This window comes from Pectobacterium atrosepticum, from assembly GCA_019056595.1.
Lineage (GTDB): Bacteria > Pseudomonadota > Gammaproteobacteria > Enterobacterales > Enterobacteriaceae > Pectobacterium > Pectobacterium atrosepticum.
This window is the reverse complement of the sequence record CP036163.1, coordinates 2,385,976-2,412,581: the sequence shown is the minus strand read 5'-3', so window position 1 is coordinate 2,412,581 and position 26,606 is coordinate 2,385,976. Positions and strand designations below refer to the sequence as shown.

The following is a 26,606-nucleotide window of genomic DNA, read 5'->3' as shown; positions in this document are numbered from 1 at the left end:
GGAAAACCAACATGTTGATGCTATTTCTGACGGTGGCGCTGGTGCATTTTATTGCGCTGATGAGCCCGGGGCCGGATTTCTTTTTTGTTTCACAAACTGCGGCTAGCCGTTCACGCCGTGAAGCGATGATGGGCGTGCTGGGCATTTCTCTGGGCGTAGTGGTCTGGGCGGCTATCGCACTGCTGGGACTGCACCTGCTGTTGCAAAAAATGGCCTGGCTGCATACGGCAATTACCGTCGGTGGCGGACTGTATCTGTGCTGGATGGGCTGGCAGATGCTGCGTTCTGCGCGGAGTAAAGCACAGTTGGAAACCACGCAGGAAACGGCTGTGGTATTGCCGCAGCGCGGTAAAACCTTTATGCGTGGATTATTGACGAATCTGGCGAACCCAAAAGCGCTGATCTACTTCGGCAGCGTGTTTTCACTGTTTGTCGGCGACAGCGTCGGCAGCGGTGCGCGTTGGGGCTTGTTTGCGCTGATCTCGATTGAAACGCTGTTGTGGTTCAGTCTGGTCGCGATAGTGTTCGCACTACCTACCATGCGTCGTGGCTATCAGCGTCTGGCGAAGTGGGTGGATGGCGTGGCGGGCGTATTGTTTACCGGTTTCGGCTTGCACCTGATCTTCTCTCGCTAACCTTTCTCTCAGAACGTTTCCGATGGAGAAACAAAAGCGCGCGGTGATTCGACACGGCGCGCTGTCTTCATCAGGCCTTTCTCGCTGTGGCGAGTAACGCGCCGACCAGCACGAACAGCGATCCAAATATCCGGTTGAGTGTCTTCATCTGCCGTGGGCCTTTCAGCCACCCGGCGATACGCGTGGCTAGCGTAGCGTAACCAATCATCACGATAATATCGACAACAACGGTGGTGATACCCAACACCAGATACTGTGCGGCCTGCGGCTGGTGAGGGATAATGAACTGCGGGAACAGCGCTGCCAGAAACACAATGCTTTTCGGGTTGGTCAGGTTCACCAGTATCGCACGTTTAAAGAGTTTACGACGCGGCATGACGCTGGCGAGTGCCTGAAGGTTGAGTGCGCCAGCGGCACGCCACTGCTGAATCCCTAGCCAAATAAGATAAGCCGCGCCCAGCCATTTCAGCACATCGAAAGCCAGCACAGACTGGTTAAGCAACGCACCCAACCCAATGCCTACCAGCACGATATGAATAGCCAGCCCGACTTGTAAACCACAGATTGACGCTGCCGCGCCGCGATAGCCGTGACTAATCCCCGTACTCATGGTGTTGATGGCACCCGAACCGGGCGACAGGCTGAGAATAAGTGTTGTGAGTAAGTAGGTTAACCACCAATCCAATGTCATGAAATCCTGCTCCTGAATCACGTTCTGTATTACGAGAGTCTGTCTGTTTTTTATGTCACAATACGCTCGTGATCCACCGCTTGTCATGTTCTTCCGCTAGCTTTGTTTTCCCTGTGTCACCGGAGAGGTGTGATGATTCAACGCCACAATACGTTGTTTACGTCGGAACGGTTAACACCTGAATCGTTAACGGCAGATCTGTTAACGCGAGAAGCGCAGTTTGCCGCTTTTGCTACCGGAGAATTACTGAATTTCTGGCGTCAGCGCGAAGAGGGCGAATTCTCTGGTGTGGATGATGTGCCGATCCGGTTTGTTCGCTTTACCGCGCCGCAACACGACAAGATTGTCGTGGTTTTTTCTGGCCGCATCGAAAGTTACGTCAAATATAGCGAAGTGGCGTATGACCTCTTTCATCGCGGCTATGATGTGCTCATCATGGATCACCGTGGGCAAGGGCGGTCTGGGCGGGTGCTGCAAGATGGCCACCGCGGACACGTGCAACGCTTCAGTGATTATGTCGATGATGCTGAAACACTGTGCCAGCAGCACATTGAACCTACGCGATATACCCGTCGGTTTGCGCTGGCGCATTCAATGGGCGGCGCGATTCTGGCACAGCTTTTGGTTCGTCAACCTGCGATGTTTGATGCGGCGGCGCTGTGTGCGCCGATGTTTGGCATTCGTTTACCGCTTCCTCATTGCGTTGCCGAGTGGATCGTCGATTGGGCGGAGCGTCACCCAGCGATACGTGATTATTACGCTATAGGCACGGGACAGTGGCGTCCTCTGCCTTATCGAATGAATGTGCTGACGCACAGCCGCGAACGCTACCAGCGTAGTATTCGATTTTACGCGGATTCGCCTGATTTGCGCGTAGGCGGCCCTACTTACCACTGGGTGCGTGAGGCGATACTGGCGGGGAAGTACCTGCTGACACAGGCCAGCGCCGTGACAACGCCGCTTCTGCTGCTACAAGCGGAAGAGGAGCGCGTGGTGGATAATCGCAGTCAGAATGTGTTTTGCCAGACACTGACGCAGAGCGGTGATGCCAATTCGAACGGCGTTTTGCAGGTTATCCACGGCGCGCGGCATGAAATTCTCTTTGAGACGGATCGTCTCCGCGCTCAGGCATTTGCGCTGATTTTTACGCACTTTGCGCGCTATCATTAATTTTAGACTGTTGGCACATCGCTCAACGGATACTGCCATCAACCTCGTTAATTTTTTGCGGCACGTGCCGCCAATACACCAGAAGTGAGATCTCATCGTTATGTACCATGTCGTTGCTTCCGATTTAGATGGCACACTGCTGTCACCTGACCACTCGCTGTCCCCGTATGCGAAAGAAACCCTCAGGCTGCTGACGGAGAAAGGGATTCACTTTGTGTTCGCTACCGGACGGCACCACATGGATGTCGCGCAGATCCGCGATAATCTCGGTATCAGCGCGTTTATGATTACCTCGAATGGTGCGCGTGTGCACAACTCGCAGGGTGAGCTGATTTTCAGTCACAATCTGGATCAGGACATTGCCCGCGACCTTTACAGCGTCGTACACACGAACCCCGATATGCTGACGCACGTTTACCGTGATGACGAGTGGTTTATGAACCGTCCGCGTGCGGAAGAAGAACGTTTCTTCAAAGAGTCGATCTTTAAATACAAGCTGTTCGAGCCCGCACTGCTCGAAACCGATGGCGTTAGCAAAGTATTCTTTACCTGCGATTCGCATGAACAACTGCTTCCGCTGGAAGAAGCGATCAACGCGCGCTGGGGCGACCGCGTCAATGTGAGCTTTTCGACCCTGACCTGTCTGGAAGTGATGGCGGGCGGCGTGTCTAAAGGCCATGCGCTGGAACAAGTGGCAAAGATTATCGGCTTCTCGCTCAAAGAGTGCGTGGCGTTTGGTGATGGCATGAACGACTACGAAATGCTGTCGATGGCCGGAAAAGGCTGCGTCATGGAGAACGCGCATCAGCGCCTAAAAGATTTACTGCCGGATCGTGAAGTGATTGGTTCTAACGCAGACAGCGCGGTGCCGAATTACCTGCGAGAACTGTTTCTGAAGTAAGCAGTGCATTATCGAACTGAGGTATTATCGGGTACGTCTGTACCCGATGGGAAAGCTGAACTTCAGCGATCGTTTAAGGATCGAGATACCGAGGGTGACCACGGTGCGAGGCATCCCTACGGGAGCCTCATCATCGTGTTTCCCTCTCAATCCATGCTTAAATGACTAGCATGAGAACTTCAGCGCGGCTTTTTCAGAAAATCGACTGCTTTGTCGGGAAAATCGGTGAACAGGCCGTCAACGTCCGCTTGATGGTAGAGAATGTCATAGAGTTGATCGATATCTTTGGCGTACGTCGGTAGCCTGTCGGCTCTTGCCGTAAACGGGTGCACCTGAAGTTTATGTTGATGCGCTTCCTTCACCATATTGGTAAAGGCGATGCTGTCAGGCGTCGAATCTTTCTGAACGAGCATGTGGTAGTCCGGGCCGATACCGTCTGCATAGGTCGCAATCTGTTTCATTGCACCGGGCTTTTGCATCCAATCGTAGTTGTAATTCACCCACGACCCATCGGCCTGTTTTTCGTAGGTTTCATTCCAGTCGGTATAGGCGATCAGTTGAATCAGGTTCAGATCCATTTTCATCTGCGGCTGCAATTCGGTTTTGATACGCTTTAACTCTGCAACATCAAACGATTGCAGGAAGACCCTATCGCTTTTCTCCGTATAGCCATACTGCTTCAGCACCGTCAGCGTTTCGCGGGCGATATCTTTCCCTTCCTGATGGTGAAACCACGGTGCTTTGATTTCAGGATAGAGGCCAATGTTCTTGCCGGTTGAGTGGTTCAGACCCTGAATAAATTCAATCTCTTCCTGAAAAGTATGAATACGGAAGTCGGATTTCCACATCGGGAAACGGTTTGGGTAGCTCTGTACCTGCTTGCCGTCTTTGATGTCGAACCCTTCGGTGAATTTCAGCGACTTGATCTCTTTTAGCGTGAAGTCGATGGCGTAAAAGCGTCCATCTTTACGGGCACGCTGAGGGAAACGCTCTGTCACATCGGTAACGCGATCCAGATAGTGATCGTGCAGGACAATAAGCGCGTTGTCTTTGGTGAGTACCAGATCCTGTTCCAGATAATCGACACCCTGAGCGTAGGCCATCGCCTTCGCCGGAAGCGTATGCTCGGGCAGATAGCCACTGGCACCGCGGTGGGCAATGACGATTTTGTCAGTTGATGAAGTGGAAATACTCGAGTGACTAGAAACACTAAAGGAAACGGAGAGCGCAAGGGCGGAGATCAGAGATGTTACGGTAACGTTCATGCGATCAAACCTCTTTCTGTCGAGAGAAAGGCGGCGTCATCAGGACGCCGCCAGAGGGATGCTTACAAGAGCGGGTTAGGCGCGATTGGCTAACTCTGCTTTATGCTTTTTCTCATTCAGCATAACAACAACCAGCAGAAGCACAGCCATAATGCTGCCGCCGATCATCACCATGAAACCGCCGTCCCAACCGAAGAAGTCAACGGTGTAGCCGACGATGGCGCTGGCGGCAACGGAGCCACCGAGGTAGCCGAACAGGCCGGTGAAGCCCGCCGCAGTACCAGCCGCTTTCTTCGGTGCCAGTTCCAGCGCGTGTAGACCAATAAGCATAACCGGACCGTAAATCAGGAAGCCGATGATGATCATACAGGCCATGTCCACACCCGGATTACCGGCTGGGTTCATCCAGTAAACGACGGTGGCGATGGTGACAAGTACCATGAAGAACACGCCCGTTGCACCACGGTTACCTTTGAACACCTTATCAGACATCCAACCGCACAGCAGCGTGCCCGGAATACCCGCGTATTCGTACAGGAAGTACGCCCAGGACGATTTATCCAGTGCGAAGTGTTTAACTTCTTTCAGGTAAGTCGGTGACCAGTCGAGGATGCCGTAACGCAGCAGGTAAACGAACACGTTGGCGATAGCGATATACCACAGCAGTTTGTTCGGGAAAACGTACTGCATGAAGATCTGCTTAGCGGTCAGCTCTTCTTCTGCTTTTTCATTGTAATCAACCGGATAATCGTTTTTGTACTCTTCAATCGGTGGCAGACCACAAGATTGCGGTGTGTCACGCATCAGTGCAAAAGCGATCATGGCAACCAGAATGGCGGCGAATGCCGGCATATAGAGCGCCGCTTTCCAGTCGTTGAACCAGGCCATACCCAGCAGGAACAGCAGAGGGGGAAGCCCACCACCGACGTTATGCGCACAGTTCCATACAGATACGATGCTGCCACGTTCTTTCTGTGACCACCAGTGAACCATAGTACGTCCGCACGGCGGCCAGCCCATGCCCTGGAACCATCCGCACAGGAACAGTAGGACGAACATAATCGCAATGCTTGACGTTGCCCACGGTACGAAGCCCATGAACAGCATGACCGCAGCTGACAGAATCAGACCGGCGGGCAGGAACACTCGCGGGTTAGAACGGTCGGATATCGATCCCATGATGAATTTGGAAAAGCCGTAGGCGATGGAGATACCGGACAGCGCAAAGCCAAGGTCACCACGTGAGAAGCCCTGTTCAATCAGATAAGGCATCGCCAGTGTGAAGTTTTTACGTACCAGATAGTAGGCGGCGTAGCCAAAAAAGATCCCCATGAAAATCTGCCAACGCAGGCGACGATAGACGGGATCGACGTGATCTTGCGACACGCGTGGCTGGTGGGCGGCGGGCCTAAAAATACTCAGCATAGATATCTCCAATGCGAAAAAAAACGATAGCTTTTTTGTTCTATTACGAACGTTATTGTAAGGGGCTAGCGTACAAATGAGTGTGATTCATGACGCTAATGTTACACTTTTATGAAACTGTGACGATTTTTGCGCTCATGTTAACAGAATCGGAAAATCTCACAGTGTGGTTTTAGTGATACAAATCACACTTATGGTTTTTAAACTCCCCTTTATTTTCGTTTAGTGTTCGTTTTTGCTCTTTATCAAACATTAACCCTTCTTTTTGTGTCCCAATAGCAACATACATATCCTCTATATCCCCGCCTGGAGCGAGAACATGAAGCAAAACACTGGGAACTGGCGTGAAACTGACGTGGTTGTCATCGGTGGTGGTGCGACAGGGGCGGGTACGGCACGAGACTGTGCCCTGCGCGGACTGCGCTGCTTGTTGCTTGAACGTTATGATATTGCGACTGGGGCTACCGGGCGTAATCACGGCTTATTACATAGCGGTGCCCGCTATGCGGTGACGGATGGTGAATCTGCCCGCGAATGCATTGAAGAGAACCAGATTCTCCGGCGGATCGCCCGACACTGTATTGAGCCTACCGACGGTTTGTTTATCACCTTGCCGGAAGACGATCTCGGCTGGCAGGCGCAGTTCATTACCGCTTGCCAGCAGGCGGGGATTGGCGCGCAGGCGCTGGATCCGCAGGAAGCGCTGCGGCTGGAACCCGCAGCAAACCCGACGCTGATTGGCGCGGTGCGCGTGCCGGATGGCTCTGTCGATCCTTTTCGCCTGACGGCGGCCAACATGATTGATGCCTGTGAGCACGGCGCGGAAGTGTTGACCTATCATGAGGTCATCGGGCTAATTCGTCAGGGTGACCGTATTACCGGTGTGCGCGTTTTCGACCATAAAAAAGGTGTAGAAACAGAAATATACGCGCAGGTGGTGGTCAATGCCGGTGGTATCTGGGGACAACACATTGCGGAATATGCCGATCTGCGCGTGCGCATGTTCCCGGCAAAAGGCGCACTGCTAATTCTTGGACATCGCATCAACAATATGGTGATCAACCGCTGTCGCAAACCGGCAGATGCCGACATTCTGGTGCCGGGCGATACCATTTCGCTGATTGGCACCACCTCAACCCACATCGACTACGATCAGATCGACAATATGCTGGTGACGCCTGCTGAAGTGGAAACGCTGATGCGGGAAGGTTCGATGCTGGCTCCCGCGCTGGCAAGCACGCGAATTCTACGCGCCTATGCGGGTGTACGACCTTTGGTTGCCAACGATAGCGATCCCAGCGGGCGTAGCGTGAGTCGCGGCATTGTGCTGCTCGACCATGCTAGCCGCGACGGGCTGGAAGGATTTATTACCATCACCGGCGGCAAGCTGATGACCTATCGCCTGATGGCGGAATGGGTGACGGACGCTATCTGCAAAAAGCTGGGTCATGATGTTGCCTGTTCGACTGCACAGACGCCGCTGCCCGGTTCTGAATCGCTGGATGAAGTGAAAACCGTCCCCCACGCCCTGTCAGCGTATCCCGCGGCAAAACCGCTCTCTGCGCCGCTACGTGGTTCGGCGATTTATCGCCACGGTGAACGCGCTGGGCGAATGCTGTCCGGTGAACGTCTGGACCGCAGTTTGGTGTGCGAATGTGAGGCCGTGACGGCGGGTGAAGTGCGCTACGCCGTGGAGTCATTGCAGGTGAATAACCTGATTGATTTACGCCGGCGTACTCGCGTTGGCATGGGCACCTGTCAGGGTGAGCTGTGCGCCTGCCGCGCGGCAGGGCTGTTGTGCCGTCTGGGCACCGCGACGCCAGAGCAGTCGCTTACGCAGCTTAGCCAGTTTTTAAACGAACGCTGGAAAGGCATTCGCCCGGTTGCGTGGGGCAATGCGCTGCGCGAAAGCGAGTTTACCAGTTGGATTTATCAGGGATTGTGCGGCCTAACGGCCAGCGACAGTCAGGAGGATCGTCATGCGCTATGACGTTGTGATTATCGGCGGCGGGCTGGCAGGGCTGACCTGTGGTATCCGCTTGGCAGAGCAGGGAAAACGCTGCGCGATTGTCAGTGCTGGGCAGAATGCACTGCATTTTTCTTCCGGGGCGCTGGATTTGCTTTCTCATCTCCCTGACGGACAGCCCGTTAGCCAGCCGCTCGATGCGCTGGACGAGCTGGCGCGTCAGGCCCCTCATCACCCTTATTCTCGTATGGGTGCGGCGGCGGTTGCCGCACTGTTACCACAGGTCGAGGCGTTGTTGGAACGCAGCAATATCTCCCTGTTGGGCAATCATCAGCAGAACCACTGGCGTATGACGCCGTTAGGTAAGTTTCGTGCATGCTGGCTAAGCCCGGTTGACGGTGTCACGCGTGGCCTAGCGGATTCGCATTTTGGCGACAATCCGCTCATTGCCGGTATTGAAGGCTTTCTGGATTTTCAGTCCCGAATCGTGGCTGGCACGCTTCAGACGCAGGGGATCGCGGCACGTAGTGATGAACTCAAGCTGCCCGTGCTGGATCGGTTGCGTCAAAATCCCAGTGAATTCCGTGCGGTAAATATCGCTCGTCTACTGGATCGACCTGAAAACCGCTCGGCGCTGGTGGAAGAGCTATCGCTTCTGGCTAACGGTAATGATGCCATCATCATGCCCGCCTGTCTGGGATTGGACAGCCCCGAGATCGTGAGTGAACTCGCTGATGCGTTAGGTAAACCGGTGCTGCTGCTGCCGACATTACCGCCGTCAGTACTCGGGTTACGTTTGCATCAGGCGCTGTCACAGCGTTTCCGCCAATTGGGTGGCATGGTGATGCCGGGCGATCGCGCGGTGCGCGCCTCGTTGTCTCCGCAGGAGATCGCAGTCCATAGCCACCATCACCGTGATATTCCGCTGCGGGCGAAGCACGCGGTGCTGGCGAGCGGTAGCTTCTTCAGTAACGGGCTAGTGACACAGTTCGATCGGGTGACTGAACCGGTCTTTGGGCTGGATGTTCGGTTTGCTGACCAGCGCGAAGGCTGGAGCCAGCAGGACGTGTTTGCGCCGCAGCCCTATATGCAATTTGGCGCGATTGTCGATGAACACCTGCACCCGCGTATCGCGGGTGAGACAGTCAACAATCTGTACGCGATTGGCGCGGTGCTGGAAGGCTTCGACCCGATTGTGCAGGGATGTGGGGCTGGCGTTTCCTTACTCAGCGCGCTCCATGTTGCCGAACAGATCCTGAAGGAGGGCAATCCATGAGCCTGCTTAGCGATAACAGTTTTGAAGATTGCATCAAATGTACGGTCTGTACTACGTACTGCCCGGTTTCGCGTGTGAATCCGCTTTATCCTGGCCCGAAACAGGCTGGGCCGGACGGCGAGCGCCTGCGCCGCAAAGATCCGGCGCTGTACGATGATGCGCTGAAATACTGCACCAACTGCAAACGCTGTGAGGTTGCGTGCCCATCGGATGTCAAAATTGGCGACATTATTCAGCGTGCGAAAGCGACACACAGCAATCATAAGCCAACGTTGCGCGACGCGATTCTGAGCCATACCGACTTCATGGGGTCGATTGCCACGCCGTTTGCGCCGTTGGTCAATACGGCTACCAGCCTGAAACCAGTGCGCCAACTGCTGGATAAGGCGTTGAAAATCGACCATCGTCGTCAATTGCCTAAATATTCGTTCGGCACCTTTCGGCGCTGGTATCGTCAGCAGGCTGCAAAGCAGCAGGCTTATGATGAGCAGGTCGCTTACTTCCACGGCTGCTATGTGAACTACAACGACCCACAGCTGGGGAAAGATCTGGTTCAGGTCTTCAACGCGATGGGCATTGGCGTCCAGTTGCTGAATAAAGAGAAGTGCTGCGGTGTACCGCTGATCGCGAATGGTTTTCACGACAAGGCTAGAAAGCAGGCGCATGCGAATATCAAATCGCTGGATGAGGCGATCAATCAGAAATCCCTGCCAGTGGTCGCGACGTCATCTAGCTGTACGTTCACGCTGCGGGACGAATACCCACATCTGTTGGGTGTGGACAACGGCCATGTGCGCGATGGTATCGAACTCGTGACGCGTCAGCTCTATCGCCTGTTGGAAGAAGAAGGGCGAACGCTGCCGCTGCGTAAGTTACCGCTGCGGGTGGCGTATCACACGCCTTGCCACTTGGAACGGATGGGCTGGACGGCGTATACCTTAGCGCTGCTGCAACGCATCCCCGGTCTTGAACTGGTGATGCTGGATTCCCAGTGCTGCGGTATTGCGGGTACTTACGGTTTCAAGAAAGAGAATTATGCCACGTCGCAGGGCATTGGCGCTCCGCTGTTCCAGCAGATTGAAGAAAGCGGTGTCGATATCGTGGTGACGGATTGCGAAACCTGTAAATGGCAGATTGAGATGTCGACCAGCAAGTTATGTGAGCACCCGATCACGCTGTTGGCGAGGTCATTAGCGCAGCCAGAGTAAGAGCAGAAGGGGAGCAAAGCGGGCCGTTCTTCAGTCCGTATTGAGAATAAGAATTTATCGCAAAAAGCACTTTACAAGTGCGAATGATAATGATTATTATTGCTGTGCGTTCCGGGGAACGATGTCATGTACCTGTGTTAATGATGAATTGTTTAACGATAAATTGTTTAACGATGATTTGTTAAGGGTGTTTATGACGATCCAGCTTCCCTGCGAAGGCACGACATTGCTCACATTGCTTCCAGTATTATTTAGCCAGCTCGGGTGCTGGCTTTTTTTTTGCTATTTCCTCGCTCCAGAGTCCTTCATCCCGTTCTGATTTTTCGAACAGAGCGGTGAGTTTTTTGCGCTATCTTATTTACCGCCGCCCGTTACACTTTCCTTATCAGAAACTCAGGAGGAAAGAACATGATCTATTTACGTCAAGCGCAGGATCGCGGACATGCGAATCACGGCTGGCTCGACAGTTGGCACACGTTCTCATTCGCCGATTATTACGATCCTGATTTCATGGGATTCTCAGCACTGCGCGTGATTAACGAAGACTTTATCGACGGCGGTCAGGGCTTCGGCACGCACCCGCACAAAGATATGGAAATTTTGACCTATGTCTTGTCTGGTGCGGTTGAGCATCAGGACAGCATGGAAAATAAAGAGCAGGTGCCTGCGGGCGAATTCCAGATTATGAGCGCGGGAACGGGCATTCGTCACTCTGAGTACAATGCCAGCAAAGATGAACAGCTGCACCTGTATCAAATCTGGATTATCCCGGAAAAAACCGGGCTGACACCGCGCTACGAGCAGAAGCGTTTTGATGTGCTTCAAGGGCGTCAACTGGTGCTGTCACCGGATGCGCGTGAAGGCTCGCTGAAAGTCTTTCAGGACATGACGCTGTGGCGCTGGGCGCTGAAAGCGCAGGAACAATCGGTGTATCAGATTCAGGCTGACCGTCGCGTTTGGGTTCAAGTGGTGCGCGGCAGTGTAGAGATTAACGGCCAGAAAGCGGAAACCAGCGATGCGTTCGCTGTTTGGGACGAAACGGCTATTTCTGTACACGCCAGCGAAGACAGCGAAATTCTGCTGTTTGATTTGCCGCCAGTATAACGACGACGAAGAAATAACGGATAAGCCCGCGTAGGAAAGGACGCGGGCTTATTTCTGCCACATTACCAGCTCAGTCCAAACCCTCTGGGAAATGCCACCGTACCGGTATTCGTTTCCACATCGTAGTTTTGCCAGATATTGACAGGGAGTTTCCCCTGTGGAGCGCGCTTACCTGTCAGTACCTCTGCCAAAGATCTCATCGAGTGACCACGCCAGATACCGTTGTCATACCCGTAATAGGAATAGGTTGCGACAGCAGCATTAACGTCGCCAGCGTAGTTGATAATGTCATACGGTGCGCGTAAAGAAAGGTGAACGCGTTTTTTCCCCAAATCGGTAGCATGTCGTAACCAGCTAGGGTAAGGATTATTAGCGACACCGTCTTTTGCTTGTGCGGTGGCGATGCCATCCAGCTCAACTGGCGTAAAGCTGGTTGACAGCGTCCCGAGAAGAAATATGTCACAGTTGGAAATATGATCTCTGACTTGGGCATCGGTCAGTTCCGTTTCCTTTGCAGCAACCACATTCAGATATCCCTCCTGTGTCATCACGGCTGCAATGCCTTTGGCCTGCTCTCCCCAGGGCGTCAGGATAAAATAGCGCAGGGTTTTGTCTTTTAATGGCAGCAGTGATTGCTGGTTGATCACCACGGTTATGGAACGATCGGCAATGTATTTTTCTACCTCGTATCCCTGTGTTGCAGAGGCGTCAGCGACGGTTTGTTTTTTCTCACATAAAAGGTGATACCGTGCTTTGAGGGTTAAAATTCTCTCTACCGATGCATCAATCTCGGCTTCTCCGATGTTCCCTTTCTTCACCATGTCCACAATGTGCTGGATCAAGTCTGGCAAGAGTTTTATCTGATCCGGAGATGAAATACTGATGGGCATCAGGGCTATATCTACGCCAGCGGTGAACACCTGTCGAACGGCTTCTTCCTGACTGAAGTGATCGGCAATTGCGCCCATATCCAGTGCATCTGAAATCGTCACGCCAGCATAACCCAACTCACCGCGTAGGATATCAGTCTGGATCGCATGTGACATGGTCGCAGGCACCGTAATTTTCTCACCACTACGTGTAGTAACCTGAGAGTTATCCAGTGACGGATACTGAATATGAGCCGTCATGACCATATCCGGTGCTGCCTGGTTATCAATAGCCCGCTTATAAGGCATGATATCAATGGCAAAGGCGTCTTTTCGTGTGCGGTCGACACGAGGCAGGCCAGTATGAGAATCCGTGGATGTACTACCGTGCCCCGGAAAATGCTTGTAAGCGGTAATCAATCCTTGCTGTTTCATGCCTGCCGTCATTTTTTCCGCCAAACGATAAACGGTGTCCGCATCGTCGCTGAAAGCGCGCACGTTAATGACTGGGTTGAAAGGGTTAGTGTTGACATCAACGACCGGTGCAAAGTTGGTATTGATATGCATAAAAATCATGTCTTGTGCCATCAGACGGCCCTGTTCACTGGCAATCTGTATATCGGAACCCCCTTCAATCGCTGAAGATAGCGCCATATTACCGGGAAATGATGCATAATCGCTGCGAGGTAGGCGGAAAACGTTGCCCCCTTCGTTATCTGTGCTAATGAATAATCGGACGCCGCCACGGGTTTCCATCGCGGCATACCAAGCTGTCAGTTTTTCAATTTGCTGCTTATCTTTCAGATTGTTTGCAAACAGGATCACGCCACCAATATGGTGATCCGTGATTAATTTGCCTACCGTTTCATCGGGAACTGTCATGTCCTGATTGCTTTTTCCCGTTGGATCCCAGTAGCGAAAGTCCAGCATGAGCTTTTGTCCTATTTTCTCTTCCAGCGTCATTGCGTTTATTTTCTGTTTAATATTCATAAAATATTTCCTTATTCAGGCCAAGGTTTAATGACAGAGACATAATATTTAAGTGCTATAACGTCACCTGTCATTTTTTACATGCACTTATCAGACAGTCATATTCTGAAAATCTATTAAATAAGGTATAAAAAAGAGTAAATATTAATTTTCATTAGTAATGTTTTTAATATTTAGGCGTTGGGGTAATTGATAGGAAGCGCTAAAATAAGCTAAATCATTATTATTAAAGTGGATAATTAAAGGACCTTCCGTATTTTCTGGCACACTTAAATTATTTTAATCCCCTCCACCTTTACTTTCTTTTCGTTTTTTTTTGCTAGACTTAGGTTATTGTTTTTCAGGAATTTTTAGTCGACGATGAAGAAGAAAAGACCCGTTCCCCAGGATGTTGCTGACCGCGTTGGGATTACCAAAATGACGGTAAGCCGCTATTTGCGTAACCCCGCTCAGGTGTCCGCCGCCTTGCAGGAAAAGATCGCCATCGCGTTGGATGAGCTGGGTTATATCCCTAATCTTGCACCTAATATGCTCGCTAGCTCTACCAGCCGGGCGATTGGCGTATTGTTGCAATCATTAACCAATCAGGTTTTCGCTGAGGTATTGCGTGGGATTGAACGCACGGCGGAAGCGCACGGTTACCAGACCATGCTGGCGCATTATGGCTATCATCCTGACAGAGAAGAACAGCGTTTGACTTCACTGCTGTCGTATCACATTGACGGGCTTATTCTGGCTGAACGCACCCACACGCCGCGAACGCGTCAGATGCTGGATGTTGCTGGCATTCCGGTGGTGGAACTGATGGATTCCGTTTCACCCTGTCTGGATATGGCTGTCGGGTTTGATAACGTCGAAGCCGCCCGTCAGCTGTAGGCGACATCGCTGATCCGCTCCAACCACGGTGCGCGGTCGTTATCATTCAACGGTGTACCGCTGGCCATTTTCTGGATATTGGCGCGTGGGTGCAGATCGTCGCCATCAATAAATTTTGCCTCAATGGCGCGGCCAAGTTCAGTGCCAACTGAGGATTTTCCACTGCCTGATACGCCCATCAGAATAATGCTTCGACCTGACATAATTTGATCTCTATCCCAAATTGTAAATCAAATGATACTTAATGGTTCCGGAATTTAACATGTTACCCGTATCATATTGCCGGTATCAAATGATGGCGCGATACACCTCACAAACAATCAGCCAATCCAGACCGGTGCCCTAAAGAGATTATTAACGATGACAGAAATAACATCCGCTTATAGTGCTAGTGTGCTATTAACCATCGCCGCAGGTTCGGTCGCACTGTTACTAGTGCTGATTATGCGCTTCCGCGTTCACGCGTTTCTGGCGTTGACGCTGGTGAGCCTGATCACGGCGCTGGCGACAAAAACACCTTTCGAGAAACTCGTTCCTACGCTGCTCAGTGGTTTCGGCAGCACGTTGGCATCCGTTGCCCTGCTGGTTGGTTTGGGGGCAATGATTGGCCGCCTGTTGGAAGTTACCGGTGGTGCGAATGTGCTGGCGGATACGCTAATCAATAAATTTGGTGAGAAACGTGCGCCTTTCGCGCTGGGTCTTGCCTCGCTGCTGTTCGGCTTCCCGATCTTTTTCGACGCTGGGCTGATCGTGATGCTGCCGATTATTTTCAGTGTGGCGAAACGTTTTGGCGGTTCAACGCTAACCTATGCATTCCCTGCTGCGGGCGCTTTTGCCGTTATGCACGCCTTGCTGCCGCCACATCCCGGCCCGGTTGCCGCTAGCGAACTGCTGGGGGCCAACATTGGTCTGCTAGTGCTGGTGGGTGCCGTGATTGCTTTCCCCACCTGGTATTTTGGCGGTTATCTGTTCGGCCTGTGGGCGGGTAAAAAATTCCATTTGCCGTTGCCGTCAACGTTCCTGACTGAAGTCAAAGCGGATGAGCAGCATACGCCGCCTCCGTTCAGCGTGGTGATGTGGGTGCTGTTGCTGCCACTGATCCTGATTTTCCTCGATACGGGATTGAATACCCTGACGGTAATGGGCGTCATCAGTGGTGATAGCAGTCTGGTGCAGTTCCTGCGGATGCTTGGGAAAACGCCGGTTGCGCTGCTGATTACCGTCTTGTTCGCCATGATTATGTTTAGCGGCCAGCATAGCCGTAGACATCTTGAGAAGATTTGTGAAGGCGCACTGGGGCCGGTTTGCTCAATTATTTTGGTCACCGGTGCGGGCGGTATGTTCGGTGGTGTTCTACGTTCTAGCGGTATTGGTGATGCATTGTCTGGCGTGTTGGCTGATACCGGTATGCCAGTGATTGTGGCCGCGTTTGTAGTGTCTGCGGCGCTGCGTGTCGCGCAGGGTTCGGCGACGGTGGCATTGACGACCACGGCGGCGCTGATGGCGCCTGCGGTTGCGGCGACTCCCGGCCTGAGCCAGTTCGATCTCTGTTTTATCGTGGTGGCAATTGCGGGTGGTGCGACCGTGTTGTCGCATGTGAACGACTCAGGCTTCTGGCTGGTTGGCCGCTTCCTCGAAATGGATGAGAAAACGACCCTGAAAACCTGGACGGTGATGGAAACGCTGCTCGGCACCATCGCGTTCCTGATCGCGTTAGTGGGGAGCATTTTCCTCTGATGTGTTTAACCCTCCTCTTACAAGGGAAGGTTTTGACATTAATCCGGCGTAAAAATTATGCAGCGGTGATCATGAGCACCGAGTGAGCGGCATGGATGCCGCGAAAGCCAGTGCCGCGTATGGAACGCGTCACTGGTGGCTCGAAGGGTGATCATGAACGCCGATGGCACCGCGTAGCGGCATGATTTAGCCGGAAGCCTGGGTTCGCAGGGCGGCGGCGACTGAGCGCCCTGCGTCGGGCGCGTGCTACGGAGTAGCATGGAAATTACGGTATTATCGCGCACGAAACCGTCTATTAGTCGGCATAAAAAATGTGACTAAGACATTGGGGACAACGACGCGTCTATAACTTCATGTAAGCACGTATGCCGTCGAGGAACATCTGCGTCGATAGCATCACCAGAATCAGGCCCATCAATTTCTCCAGCGCGCTCACGCCTTTCTCACCCAGCAAACGCAAGAACAAATCAGACATCAGCAAGATGATGAAAGAGATCGTCCAGGCGATAAACAGTGCCAGCGTCAGATGGGATAACTGATTGGGATACTGGTGGGAAAGCAGCATCAGCGCAGCCAGAATCGACGGCCCCGCCACCAATGGAATCGCCATTGGCACCAGAAACGGTTCTTCTCCAGCTGGCAGTCCGCTGCTATTGCCTTCCTGCGAGGGGAAAATCATCCGAATCGCAATGAGGAACAGCACGATACCGCCGGAAATAGATACCGTTTCGGTGCGCAGATTCAGGAACGCCAGAATGTGTTCACCGGCGAACAGGAAAATCAGCATCAGCCCGAGCGCAATCAGCATTTCGCGGATCAGCACCACACGTCGGCGTTTAGGGTCGAGGTGCTTGAGTACGGACATGAAAATCGGCAGGTTGCCGAGTGGGTCCATTATGAGCAACAGCAGTACTGTTGCAGAGATCATTTCTGTCATGTTGGTTCTTTACTCCCAAAACAGTGTTTCCTGACCGGGGCCATCTTCATGGACTGACCAACGTTATTATCCTGTGCCAGGTTGATGATATTAGAATGACTGCTGAAAAATGCCGTACTATCGAATAAATTCACTTGCGACTTTATGTACATTTTGTAAGGTTGAACGACACGATAATTTACAGGTTTACGACACGACACGCGCAGCCTCTGCGGCAGATCACTGAGTCAGCAATAACTAAGCGCTATCGACGTTAGCCAGAATTCTTTTTGTTACCCCCAAAGCAGGACAGTTACCATGAAAAATGTTGGTTTTATTGGCTGGCGCGGTATGGTCGGCTCGGTTCTCATGCAGCGCATGGTCGAAGAACGCGACTTTGATGTGATTCACCCGGTATTCTTTTCGACTTCTCAGCATGGCGAACCTGCACCCGCGCTGGGCGGCCATCAAGGCGTGTTGCAGGATGCTTATAATATCGAAGCACTGCGCGCGCTGGACATCATCATTACCTGTCAGGGCGGCGATTATACCAATGAAGTCTACCCAACGCTGCGTGAAAGTGGCTGGCAGGGTTATTGGATCGATGCCGCGTCCTCACTGCGTATGAAAGATGACGCGATTATTATTCTGGACCCGGTTAACCACGGGGTGATTCAACAGGGTCTGGATAAAGGCATCAAAACCTTTGCGGGCGGTAACTGTACCGTCAGCCTAATGCTGATGTCATTGGGCGGCCTGTTTGCTAACAATCTGGTGGAGTGGGTTTCTGCTGCGACGTATCAGGCTGCTTCTGGTGGCGGTGCGCGTCACATGCGTGAACTGCTGGCTCAGATGGGCGCACTGCACGGCGAAGTCGCGAAAGAGCTACAGGATCCGGCCTCTGCGATTCTGGATATCGAACGTAAAGTCACGGCGCTGACCCGTAGCGGTTCGCTGCCGACCGATAACTTCGGCGTACCATTGGCAGGCAGCCTGATTCCTTGGATCGACAAACAGCTGGATAACGGCCAGAGCCGCGAAGAGTGGAAAGGTCAGGCAGAAACGAACAAGATTCTGAACACCAGCAGCGTCATTCCTGTTGACGGCCTGTGCGTGCGCGTCGGCGCACTGCGCTGCCACAGCCAGGCGTTCACCATCAAACTGAAAAAAGACGTCGCGCTGCCGGAAATCGAACAACTGCTGGCAACCCATAACGACTGGGTGAAAGTGGTGCCGAACGATCGCGACATTACCATGCGTGAACTGACGCCTGCTGCGGTAACGGGCACGCTCTCTACGCCAGTGGGTCGTCTGCGTAAGCTGAACATGGGGCCGGAATACCTGTCCGCCTTCACGGTCGGCGATCAGCTGCTGTGGGGAGCCGCTGAACCGCTGCGCCGTATGCTGCGCATCCTGCTGTAGTTATCTTGCTGTAGTTATCTGGCTATAGCTCTCCTGCTTTCTGGCGCAACATCGTTTGGTGTTGCGCCAGTTTATAAGATCAAATCCTCTCTATTAGTCGCTTCTTTGGCAATTTACTTTCGTTTATTTTATCTTGCTTCGGTATCGCGTTTATCGGTGAAATTAACGCCACAACTCTGTCGAACACTAATAAATAAATCTATAATATTGGGTGTTAAGTCCACTTTAAAAGGATAACTCACGATATGATGGATTTATCTATGAGTAAACCTGACGAAATCGTCAAACTGCTCTGTGAGCGACTGCGCAAGGAACGGCTGTCACAGCAGATGACTCAGTCAGATGTGGCTGCCCGCTCAGGGATTGGCGTCAACACCGTATCCAACCTGGAATCTGGGCGTAATGTTGGGTTTGAAAATCTGGTCAGAGTAGCGATGGTTCTTGGACGCAGCAATGAGCTGGCGGCACTGTTTATGCCAAAAATAGACAGCCTTGATGATTTGCTCCGTTACGAAAAAAACGCCACCCGCCGGCGTATAAAAAGGAGCTCCAACGATGGTGAATAACGTTGATGTTTACTACGAGGGGTGGGGGGAACGCTGGCAATGGGGAAGGCTGGCCTCTTCTACCGCGCTGACTGGCCGTCCACTGATCATGTTTGAGTACAGTGAGGAGGCAATTCGCCGTGGACTGGAATTATCTTCACTTCGGCTGCCTCTGAACGGTCCCAGACTATCCCGGGGCTTTCCCTCGTATCAACTGGGTCTGCCGGGGCCTGTCTATGATGCGCTTCCTGATGGTTGGGGCATGTTGCTGATGGATCGTCTGTTTAGGCTCCGTGGTCTCAATACTGCGCGTATTGGTCCCTTGGAACGGCTGACCTATATCGGCAGCAATGCGATGGGGGCGATGTCGTTCGAACCGTCTCAGCCTGAAGCCTCCGCAGTATCTGAGGATATTCCGCTTGCCCAATTGTCTGCTGAAGTTCAGGAAGTGCTTGATGGAGAAGGTGGTGAATTCCTGCAAAGGCTATTGCAGATGGGGGGATCGCCTCAAGGGGCGAGGCCCAAAGCGCTGTTGTATTGTGACCCCGATACCAAAACATTGACGACATCTGCGGCATCAGGTCTGGATGCCTGGCTGTTTAAGTTTCCAGCAAAACAGGAACATCCAGAAGTTTGTGCTATCGAAGCTGTCTATGCGCAATGTCTACGAGAATGCCATATCCACACGCCGGACACCGAATATATTGAGTTGCCCAACGGGCAAGCAGCGTTTGCCAGCAGGCGATTTGATCGACAAAACGGTTTACGTATCCCGATGCAAAGCCTAGCTGCTTTCACTGAGGCAAACTATCAGAGCCCAGGCTCGCTGGACTACGCTAATTTTCTGCGCGCAACTCAGATATGTACCAATGATGTCCGAGAGAAAGTGCTGGCTTTTGAACGGGTTGTCTTTAACGTTATCTTCAATAATCGAGATGATCATACAAAAAATTTCGCCTATATCATGTCATCGTCCGGGCAGTGGAAACTGGCACCAGCATACGACGTAACCTACTGTGAAGGCCCAGGGGGATATCATCAAATGGACGTGATGGGCGAAGCATTAGAAATCTCGCGTGAGCTGATCCACAGGCTTGGCGTGCAGGAAGCCGATCTGACCTCATCACAAGTGGATATCATCATAGAGCAATACGGTGAGGTCGCTGCCAGTTTCGCGAAGAGAGCCGCAGGTATGTTCCCTGGATGCATCACGCAGGATACGCTCCGTACTATTCAGGATCGCATCAACGACAATATTCGTTGTTTGCAGAAACGTTGACGTTATGGCGTGTCGCAGATTCATGCTGTGTTTAATCTGCGATACCCAACCCGCAACGCTTCTATCTCCCCGTCACGCCACGCTATCCAGTTTTTCCAATGCCTTGCGCGCTGAAATCAGCGGGACGCGTACTTCGACCCGAGTGAATTTATCTGTTTCGCTGACTACCGTGATGCCATAGCGGTTGCCGTAGCGCGCTTTAATACGGCGGTCGACCAGATTCATGCCTAGACCATCGCCACCGCTGCGGGGCTGATAGGTGCCAGCATTATCTTCCACTGACAGTTCCAGCGTGTTGGCGTGCAGACGTCCGCTAATGTGGATGTGTCCGTGTTCAATCATCTGCGAAGTACCGTGCTTAATCGCATTTTCGACAATCGGTTGCAGAGAAAACGCCGGTAGTCGCGCTTCGCGCAGCGACTCCGGTAGCGAGATTTCTACCGTCAGGTGATCGGCAAAGCGCGCCTTTTCGATTTCCAGATAGGCGTTAACGTGCTCCAGCTCATCATTGAGCGACACTTCATCGTTACTGCGCTTGAGATTTTTACGGAAAAACGTCGACAGAGACAGCACCAACTGGCGGGCGTGGTCGGGGTTGCGTCGTATCACGGCGGACAGCGTATTCAGTGCATTGAACAGAAAATGCGGGTTGACCTGCGCGTGCAGCAGCTTGATTTCCGACTGCGCCAGCAGCTGTTTCTGTTGTTCAAAACGGCCTGTCAGAATCTGTGCGGAAAGCAGGTGGGCGATCCCTTCTCCTAGCGTACGGTTAATGCTGGAAAATAGCTTATTCTTGGGTTCATAAAGCTTGATCGTGCCGACAACACGCTGATCTTCGCCCCGCAGTGGGATCACCAGCGTGGAGCCGAGCTTGCAGTGCGATGAAACCGAACAGGTATAAGACACCTCGTTGCCGTCGGCGTACACCACCTGATTGTTGTCTATCGCCCGGCGCGTGTGTGATGACGTGATGGGCGCACCGACGTTGTGGTGATCGTCGCCTAACCCGATGAAGGCCAGCAGTTTGTCGCGATCGGTAATCGCCACGGCACCGACACCCAGTTCTTCATACAAAATACGGGCAACGCGCATACTGTTTTGCGGATTGAACCCCTGACGCAGCGCCCCTTCGGCGCGTGCCGCGATTTGCAGCGCCTTGGCGGAGAATGCAGAAGTGTATTTTTCAAAAATGGCGCGCCTGTCGAGCAGGATGCGCATGAACATAGCGGAACCGATGGTATTGGTGATCATCATCGGTAGCGCAATATCCCTCACCAACTCAGCGGCGTTATCAAACGGTCGGGCGACCAGCAGAATAATCGCCATTTGTAGTATCTCCGCAACCAGTGCGGTCAGGCCGACGACGAGTGGTTTAAAGAGCAGATCGATACGGTTACGACGTGCCAGATAGCGATGCAGCAACCCGCCGAGCAGGCCTTCGGCAATGGTCGACAACATACAGGCCAGCGCAGTCATACCGCCCATCGAATAGCGGTGTAGTCCGCCAGTCAACCCGACGAGAAAGCCCACAGAAGGGCCGCCCAGCATGCCCCCGAGCACCGCGCCTGTCGCGCGGGTATTGGCAATCGAATCGTCTATATGCAGGCCGAAGTAGGTTCCCATAATGCAAAACACGGAAAAAACCAGATAGCAGACCAGCTTGTGCGGCAGGCGAATGGTGACCTGCATCAGCGGGATAAACAGCGGTGTTTTACTGAGCAGATAAGCGATGACCAGATAAACACACATCTGCTGTAACAGGGAAAGAATTAGATCAACCTGGCTAACCATGGGCGGGGTCTCAACATACACAATCGCCAAATTGTACTGCTTTTTGCTAGCGGACGAATCGATCTTTAAACAAAAGATGCTAATTATCCCGCGTCATAACTTATTCATATAAATATAAACGGAAAAACTTCATCAGTTCTCAGATATTTCTCCGTTCTTTGACTACGCTAAATTAGGCGGTGTGGTTCAAGAACTCTTTCATAGTATTCATTATTTTTACACGTCGCCGTTATTCATTAGCAAGCTAATAACTCATTATTTTTATTGGCTTTTTGTTAAAGATAAGTGACGAAAGAATATAAACGCAGCGTAATACACTTTTTATATAGTTTATTTATTTAATTCAAATGGTTAATCAGAGGATGGATACCATGTCAGCGTTTTCTGAGGCGATTAATTCACTTTTTTCCGGGCATTATGCCGATCCGTTTTCGCTGTTAGGTATGCATCATTCCTCCAAAGGCCTTGAAGTTCGAGCATTGCTGCCGGATGCGGACGCAGCTTGGGTTGTTGATGCTAGCAATGGACGAAAAATTGTTGAGCTGGAACGTGTAGATGGACGCGGTTTTTTTTGTGGTCTAGTGCCGAATCGGAAACATGATTTTCACTATCAATTAGCCGTGACCTGGCGTGAAGAAACCTGGGTGATTGAAGATCCTTACCGTTTTGGCCCGCTGTTGCAGGATATGGACATTTGGCTTTTGGCTGAAGGCACCCACTTACGACCTTACGAGCGGCTAGGCGCACATCTGGAAACGCTGGACGGGGTTGAGGGCACGCGTTTTGCCGTCTGGGCGCCGAATGCTCAACGTGTTTCGGTGGTGGGGCAGTTCAACTTCTGGGATGGCCGACGTCATCCGATGCGGTTACGCAAGGAAAACGGCATTTGGGAGCTGTTTCTACCCGACGTGAAAGCGGGGCAGCTTTACAAATATGAAATGATCGACAGCCACGGCAGCGTCCGGTTGAAGGCCGATCCGTATGCGTTTGAAGCGCAAATGCGCCCGGATACGGCATCGCTGATTACGCCGCTGCCCGAGAAAGTCCCGACTAATGAGGCGCGTCGCGAGGCGAATAGCCTGCGTTCCCCTATCTCCATTTATGAAGTCCATCTCGGTTCCTGGCGACGGCATACGGATAACAATTTCTGGCTGAGCTATCAGGAGCTGGCGAATCAACTGATTGATTATGTGCAATACATGGGCTTCACGCACGTTGAGTTAATGCCGATTAACGAACACCCGTTCGATGGCAGTTGGGGTTATCAGCCGCTAGGGCTGTATGCGCCAACGCGCCGTTTCGGTACGGCATCAGATTTTAGAGCGTTTGTTGACGCGCTCCATGGTGCGGGCATCAACGTCTTGCTGGACTGGGTGCCGGGGCACTTTCCCGGCGATGAATACGGTCTGGCACAGTTTGACGGCACCGCGCTGTATGAATACTCCGATCCGCGCGAAGGCTATCATCAGGACTGGAATACGTTGATTTATAATTATGGCCGCCATGAGGTACGTAACTATCTGGCGGGTAATGCGCTGTTCTGGATGGAGCGTTATGGCATTGATGGGCTACGGGTAGACGCCGTGGCTTCCATGATTTATCGCGACTACAGCCGCAGTGAAGGCGAGTGGGTGCCGAACCATTACGGCGGTAAAGAGAACCTCGAAGCCATCGCGTTTCTGCGCTACACCAACCATACGCTGGGCCATGCTGCGCCTGCGGCCATCACGCTTGCCGAAGAGTCCACCGATTATCCGGGCGTCACGCTACCACCCGACTGCAATGGTTTAGGATTCCACTACAAGTGGAACATGGGTTGGATGCACGACACACTGACCTATATGCAGCTCGATCCGGTTCACCGTAAACACCATCACGATCTGCTGACATTCGGCATGTTGTACGCCTATAGCGAGAATTTTGTGCTGCCGCTGTCTCACGACGAAGTGGTGCACGGTAAGCGTTCGCTGCTGGATCGTATGCCCGGTGATGTATGGCAGAAATTTGCCAATTTACGTGCCTATTACGGCTTTATGTGGGCCTATCCCGGCAAGAAGCTGCTGTTTATGGGCTGTGAGTTTGCGCAAGGGCGTGAGTGGAATCACGACGCCAGTCTGGATTGGCATCTGCTGGATGAACCAGAAGGGTGGCATCGGGGCGTGCAGGCGCTGGTGCGCGATCTCAACCATTATTATCGCCAGCAACCGTCGCTGTATCAGCTGGATTTTCAGCCACAGGGCTTTGAATGGCTGGTGGTGGACGATCGGGAAAACTCAGTCTTCGCCTTTATCCGACGCGATGAACAAGGCAATGAAGTGCTGGTGGTCAGCAACTTTACGCCTGTGCCACGTTACGGCTATCGGATTGGCATTAACCAGCCCGGTGGCTGGCGTGAAGTCATGAACACCGATTCTGTTCACTACAACGGTAGCGATCAGGGCAATGTCGGGACGATTTATAGCGAGGAGTGGGGCAGCCATCAGCGCCAGCATTCTCTTGTTCTGACTATTCCGCCGCTTGCCACACTGTATCTGGTGAAGGAGGCGTAAATGGCGGAATTGCAGACGGGCAAGCCGACGCCGCTGGGGGCAAGTTTTGACGGCAATGGCGTGAATTTCGCGCTGTTTTCGGCGGATGCCGAGCGGGTAGAACTGTGTGTGTTTGATGAGCGCCAGCAGGAACAGCGGATCGTGCTAACCGCGCGCAGTGGCGATATCTGGCATGGCTATCTTCCCGATGCGCAGCCTGGCTTACGCTACGGTTTCCGAGTTGATGGGCCATTCGAGCCGTCACAGGGTTTACGTTTCAACCCGCATAAGCTGCTGTTAGACCCGTGCGCCCGTCAGCTTGATGGCTGGGTGGTGGATGATGCTAGCTTGCAAGGCGGAATTGACCAGCGGGATGAACGCGATAGTGCTGAGATTATGGCGAAGTGCGTCGTCACGGCAGAGGATTACGACTGGCAGGATGACCAACATCCGCAAACGCCTTGGAACCAGACGGTAATTTATGAGGCGCACGTTCGCGGGCTGACGCAACTGCACCCTGATATTCCCGAAGATATTCGTGGCAGCTATGCCGCCTTGGGTCATCCGGTGATGATTGATTATCTGACATCGCTGGGCATCACCGCGCTGGAACTGCTTCCGGTGCAGCAGCATGCCGATGAACCCCGGCTTCAACAGATTGGGCTGCGTAATTACTGGGGCTATAACGTACTGCTGCCGTTTGCGGTGGATAACAGTCTGGCCGCAGGCGACGACGCGCTGAATGAATTCCGGGATGCGGTGAAGGCCCTGCATAACGCGGGTATTGAGGTCATTCTGGATGTGGTGTTCAACCATAGCGCCGAACTGGACGTTGAAGGCCCTACGCTCTGCCAGCGCGGCATCGACAACCGCAGTTATTACTGGCTGGGCGACAGCGGTGAATACCACAACTGGACCGGCTGCGGCAATGTGCTGCGCCTGAATCACCCTGCGGTGATGGACTGGGTGATGGACTGCCTGCGCTTCTGGCGCGAGGTTTGCCACGTTGACGGTTTCCGTTTCGATCTGGCAACGGTGTTGGGTCGTACTCCCGATTTTACCGCCGCTGCACCGCTGCTGTCTGCCATGAAAAACGATAACCGCTTACAGGGCTGCAAGCTGATCGCCGAACCGTGGGATATCGGGCATGGCGGCTATCAGCTGGGTCAATTTCCGACGCCGTTCGCCGAGTGGAGCGACCGTTATCGTGACGACATGCGCCGCTTTTGGCTGCATGGTGATATTTCTCTCGGCGCATTTGCCCGCCGTTTTGCCGCCTCCAGCGACATCTTCCAGCAGCGCGACCGCCTGCCTTACGCCTCTATCAACAAACTGACGGCCCATGACGGCTTTACGCTGCGCGATCTGGTGAGTTTCAACCATAAGCACAACGACGCCAACGGCGAGGGTAACCGCGACGGCACAGACAGTAACTTCAGCAATAACCACGGCACGGAAGGTCTGGAAGCCGATGACGACATCCATCAACGCCGACAGGCTAGCCAGAAGGCGCTGCTGACGACGCTGATACTGTCGCAGGGAACACCGATGCTACTGGCGGGCGATGAACTGGGGCACAGCCAGCAGGGCAACAACAACGCCTACTGTCAGGACAATGAATTGACTTGGCTGCATTGGGATCATGCGGATCGTGGCTTACGGGAATTTGTCGCCGGATTGATCCAACTTCGTCGCACGATCCCGGCGTTACAGCAGGAAACGTGGTGGCAAGAAGGGGACGGTGCAGTGCAGTGGCTGAACAGAGAAGGGCAGCCTTTGACGCCGCCGCAGTGGGAACAGGGGGAGCATCAGCTACAGATTTTACTTTCCGGTCGTTGGCTTGTGCTGGTCAACGCCAGCCTGCATGCCGGCGCGTTCATGTTGCCAGAAGGCCACTGGCAGGTTTCACCGCCGTTTGATGAGACGAACCCGCCTGAGGGCGGAATGTGGCACGGACAAGCGCAGGCGGTATGCGTCTTGATAAAACAGACCGCCTAAGCGCAAGCCATTAA

At 52.9% G+C, this 26,606-nt stretch carries 21 protein-coding genes and 2 pseudogenes; 14 read left to right on the top strand and 9 right to left on the bottom strand.

Features of this window, described 5'->3' with window-relative positions:
- Positions 1 to 11: 11 nt before the first annotated feature.
- Positions 12 to 635, top strand: a complete 624-nt coding sequence (gene rhtC, locus DCX48_11550) for a threonine export protein RhtC (protein ID QXE15091.1) — start codon at positions 12 to 14, stop codon at positions 633 to 635.
- 70 nt (positions 636 to 705) lie between these two features.
- Here rhtC and rhtB read toward each other — a convergent pair whose 3' ends face one another.
- The gene (rhtB, locus tag DCX48_11545; GenBank protein QXE15090.1) at positions 706 to 1,326 is read right to left on the bottom strand and encodes a homoserine/homoserine lactone efflux protein; all 621 of its coding nucleotides are present in this window, start codon (positions 1,324 to 1,326) and stop codon (positions 706 to 708) included.
- 132 nt (positions 1,327 to 1,458) lie between these two features.
- Between rhtB and DCX48_11540 the strand changes: the two genes are divergently transcribed.
- Together DCX48_11540 and yigL are read left to right on the top strand one after the other, a co-directional pair.
- The gene (locus tag DCX48_11540) at positions 1,459 to 2,496 is read left to right on the top strand and encodes a lysophospholipase L2 (GenBank protein QXE15089.1); all 1,038 of its coding nucleotides are present in this window, start codon (positions 1,459 to 1,461) and stop codon (positions 2,494 to 2,496) included.
- A 100-nt stretch (positions 2,497 to 2,596) separates the two neighbouring features.
- Positions 2,597 to 3,397 carry a sugar/pyridoxal phosphate phosphatase YigL gene (gene yigL / locus DCX48_11535; protein ID QXE15088.1) on the top strand — a complete coding sequence of 267 codons (801 nt, stop codon included), beginning with the start codon at positions 2,597 to 2,599 and terminating at the stop codon, positions 3,395 to 3,397.
- Positions 3,398 to 3,576: 179 nt separating this feature from the next.
- On the opposite strand, the gene DCX48_11530 is transcribed toward yigL, so the two are convergent.
- Positions 3,577 to 4,662 (bottom strand): glycerophosphodiester phosphodiesterase, encoded by a 1,086-nt coding sequence (locus tag DCX48_11530; GenBank protein ID QXE15087.1) that lies wholly within the window; start codon positions 4,660 to 4,662, stop codon positions 3,577 to 3,579.
- A gap of 75 nt (positions 4,663 to 4,737) precedes the next feature.
- Complete coding sequence (locus DCX48_11525; protein QXE15086.1) at positions 4,738 to 6,087, bottom strand: glycerol-3-phosphate transporter; 1,350 nt, start codon at positions 6,085 to 6,087, stop codon at positions 4,738 to 4,740.
- 319 nt (positions 6,088 to 6,406) lie between these two features.
- Between DCX48_11525 and DCX48_11520 the strand changes: the two genes are divergently transcribed.
- The 4 genes from DCX48_11520 (at position 6,407) to DCX48_11505 (ending at position 11,641) form a co-directional block, all read left to right on the top strand.
- Complete coding sequence (locus DCX48_11520; protein QXE15085.1) at positions 6,407 to 8,077, top strand: anaerobic glycerol-3-phosphate dehydrogenase subunit A; 1,671 nt, start codon at positions 6,407 to 6,409, stop codon at positions 8,075 to 8,077.
- Entirely contained in the window at positions 8,067 to 9,329 is a 1,263-nt protein-coding gene (glpB, locus tag DCX48_11515; protein ID QXE15084.1) for a glycerol-3-phosphate dehydrogenase subunit GlpB, read from the top strand. Before DCX48_11520 ends, glpB begins: the two co-directional genes overlap by 11 nt.
- On the top strand, positions 9,326 to 10,537 hold the full coding sequence (gene glpC, locus DCX48_11510) for an anaerobic glycerol-3-phosphate dehydrogenase subunit C (protein QXE15083.1): 1,212 nt from the start codon (positions 9,326 to 9,328) through the stop codon (positions 10,535 to 10,537). Before glpB ends, glpC begins: the two co-directional genes overlap by 4 nt.
- Positions 10,538 to 10,945: 408 nt before the next feature.
- Positions 10,946 to 11,641, top strand: a complete 696-nt coding sequence (locus DCX48_11505) for a pirin family protein (protein ID QXE15082.1) — start codon at positions 10,946 to 10,948, stop codon at positions 11,639 to 11,641.
- A 62-nt stretch (positions 11,642 to 11,703) separates the two neighbouring features.
- On the opposite strand, the gene DCX48_11500 is transcribed toward DCX48_11505, so the two are convergent.
- On the bottom strand, positions 11,704 to 13,500 hold the full coding sequence (locus tag DCX48_11500) for a glycoside hydrolase family 3 protein (protein QXE15081.1): 1,797 nt from the start codon (positions 13,498 to 13,500) through the stop codon (positions 11,704 to 11,706).
- Between the two features lie 360 nt (positions 13,501 to 13,860).
- Between DCX48_11500 and DCX48_11495 the strand changes: the two are divergent.
- Positions 13,861 to 14,373: pseudogene (locus DCX48_11495) on the top strand (LacI family DNA-binding transcriptional regulator).
- Here DCX48_11495 and idnK read toward each other — a convergent pair.
- Positions 14,370 to 14,579 (bottom strand): annotated as a pseudogene (idnK, locus tag DCX48_11490) (gluconate kinase). The pseudogenes DCX48_11495 and idnK sit on opposite strands and share 4 nt — an antisense overlap.
- A gap of 157 nt (positions 14,580 to 14,736) precedes the next feature.
- Here idnK and DCX48_11485 point away from each other — a divergent pair.
- The gene (locus DCX48_11485; GenBank protein ID QXE15080.1) at positions 14,737 to 16,113 is read left to right on the top strand and encodes a GntP family permease; all 1,377 of its coding nucleotides are present in this window, start codon (positions 14,737 to 14,739) and stop codon (positions 16,111 to 16,113) included.
- A gap of 38 nt (positions 16,114 to 16,151) precedes the next feature.
- On the opposite strand, the gene DCX48_11480 is transcribed toward DCX48_11485, so the two are convergent.
- From DCX48_11480 to DCX48_11470, 3 genes are all read right to left on the bottom strand, one after another.
- Complete coding sequence (locus tag DCX48_11480; protein QXE17226.1) at positions 16,152 to 16,373, bottom strand: hypothetical protein; 222 nt, start codon at positions 16,371 to 16,373, stop codon at positions 16,152 to 16,154.
- A gap of 83 nt (positions 16,374 to 16,456) precedes the next feature.
- Positions 16,457 to 17,050, bottom strand: a complete 594-nt coding sequence (locus DCX48_11475) for a YhgN family NAAT transporter (protein ID QXE15079.1) — start codon at positions 17,048 to 17,050, stop codon at positions 16,457 to 16,459.
- Positions 17,047 to 17,250: a hypothetical protein gene (locus DCX48_11470; GenBank protein QXE15078.1), complete on the bottom strand. Its 204-nt coding sequence runs from the start codon at positions 17,248 to 17,250 to the stop codon at positions 17,047 to 17,049. Before DCX48_11470 ends, DCX48_11475 begins: the two co-directional genes overlap by 4 nt.
- Positions 17,251 to 17,347: 97 nt before the next feature.
- Between DCX48_11470 and asd the strand changes: the two genes are divergently transcribed.
- From asd to DCX48_11455, 3 genes are all read left to right on the top strand, one after another.
- Positions 17,348 to 18,451, top strand: a complete 1,104-nt coding sequence (gene asd, locus DCX48_11465) for an aspartate-semialdehyde dehydrogenase (protein ID QXE15077.1) — start codon at positions 17,348 to 17,350, stop codon at positions 18,449 to 18,451.
- A gap of 248 nt (positions 18,452 to 18,699) precedes the next feature.
- Positions 18,700 to 19,017, top strand: a complete 318-nt coding sequence (locus tag DCX48_11460) for an XRE family transcriptional regulator (GenBank protein QXE17225.1) — start codon at positions 18,700 to 18,702, stop codon at positions 19,015 to 19,017.
- Positions 19,007 to 20,275 carry a type II toxin-antitoxin system HipA family toxin gene (locus DCX48_11455; GenBank protein ID QXE15076.1) on the top strand — a complete coding sequence of 423 codons (1,269 nt, stop codon included), beginning with the start codon at positions 19,007 to 19,009 and terminating at the stop codon, positions 20,273 to 20,275. The genes DCX48_11460 and DCX48_11455 overlap by 11 nt, the downstream gene beginning before the upstream one ends.
- Positions 20,276 to 20,347: 72 nt before the next feature.
- On the opposite strand, the gene DCX48_11450 is transcribed toward DCX48_11455, so the two are convergent.
- Positions 20,348 to 22,066 carry a sensor histidine kinase gene (locus tag DCX48_11450; GenBank protein ID QXE15075.1) on the bottom strand — a complete coding sequence of 573 codons (1,719 nt, stop codon included), beginning with the start codon at positions 22,064 to 22,066 and terminating at the stop codon, positions 20,348 to 20,350.
- A 371-nt stretch (positions 22,067 to 22,437) separates the two neighbouring features.
- Between DCX48_11450 and glgB the strand changes: the two genes are divergently transcribed.
- Both glgB and glgX read left to right on the top strand, forming a co-directional pair.
- On the top strand, positions 22,438 to 24,615 hold the full coding sequence (glgB, locus tag DCX48_11445) for a 1,4-alpha-glucan branching enzyme (protein QXE15074.1): 2,178 nt from the start codon (positions 22,438 to 22,440) through the stop codon (positions 24,613 to 24,615).
- A complete protein-coding gene (glgX, locus tag DCX48_11440; GenBank protein ID QXE15073.1) occupies positions 24,616 to 26,592 on the top strand; it encodes a glycogen debranching protein GlgX in 1,977 nt (658 codons plus the stop codon).
- The last annotated feature ends 14 nt before the right edge of the window (positions 26,593 to 26,606 follow it).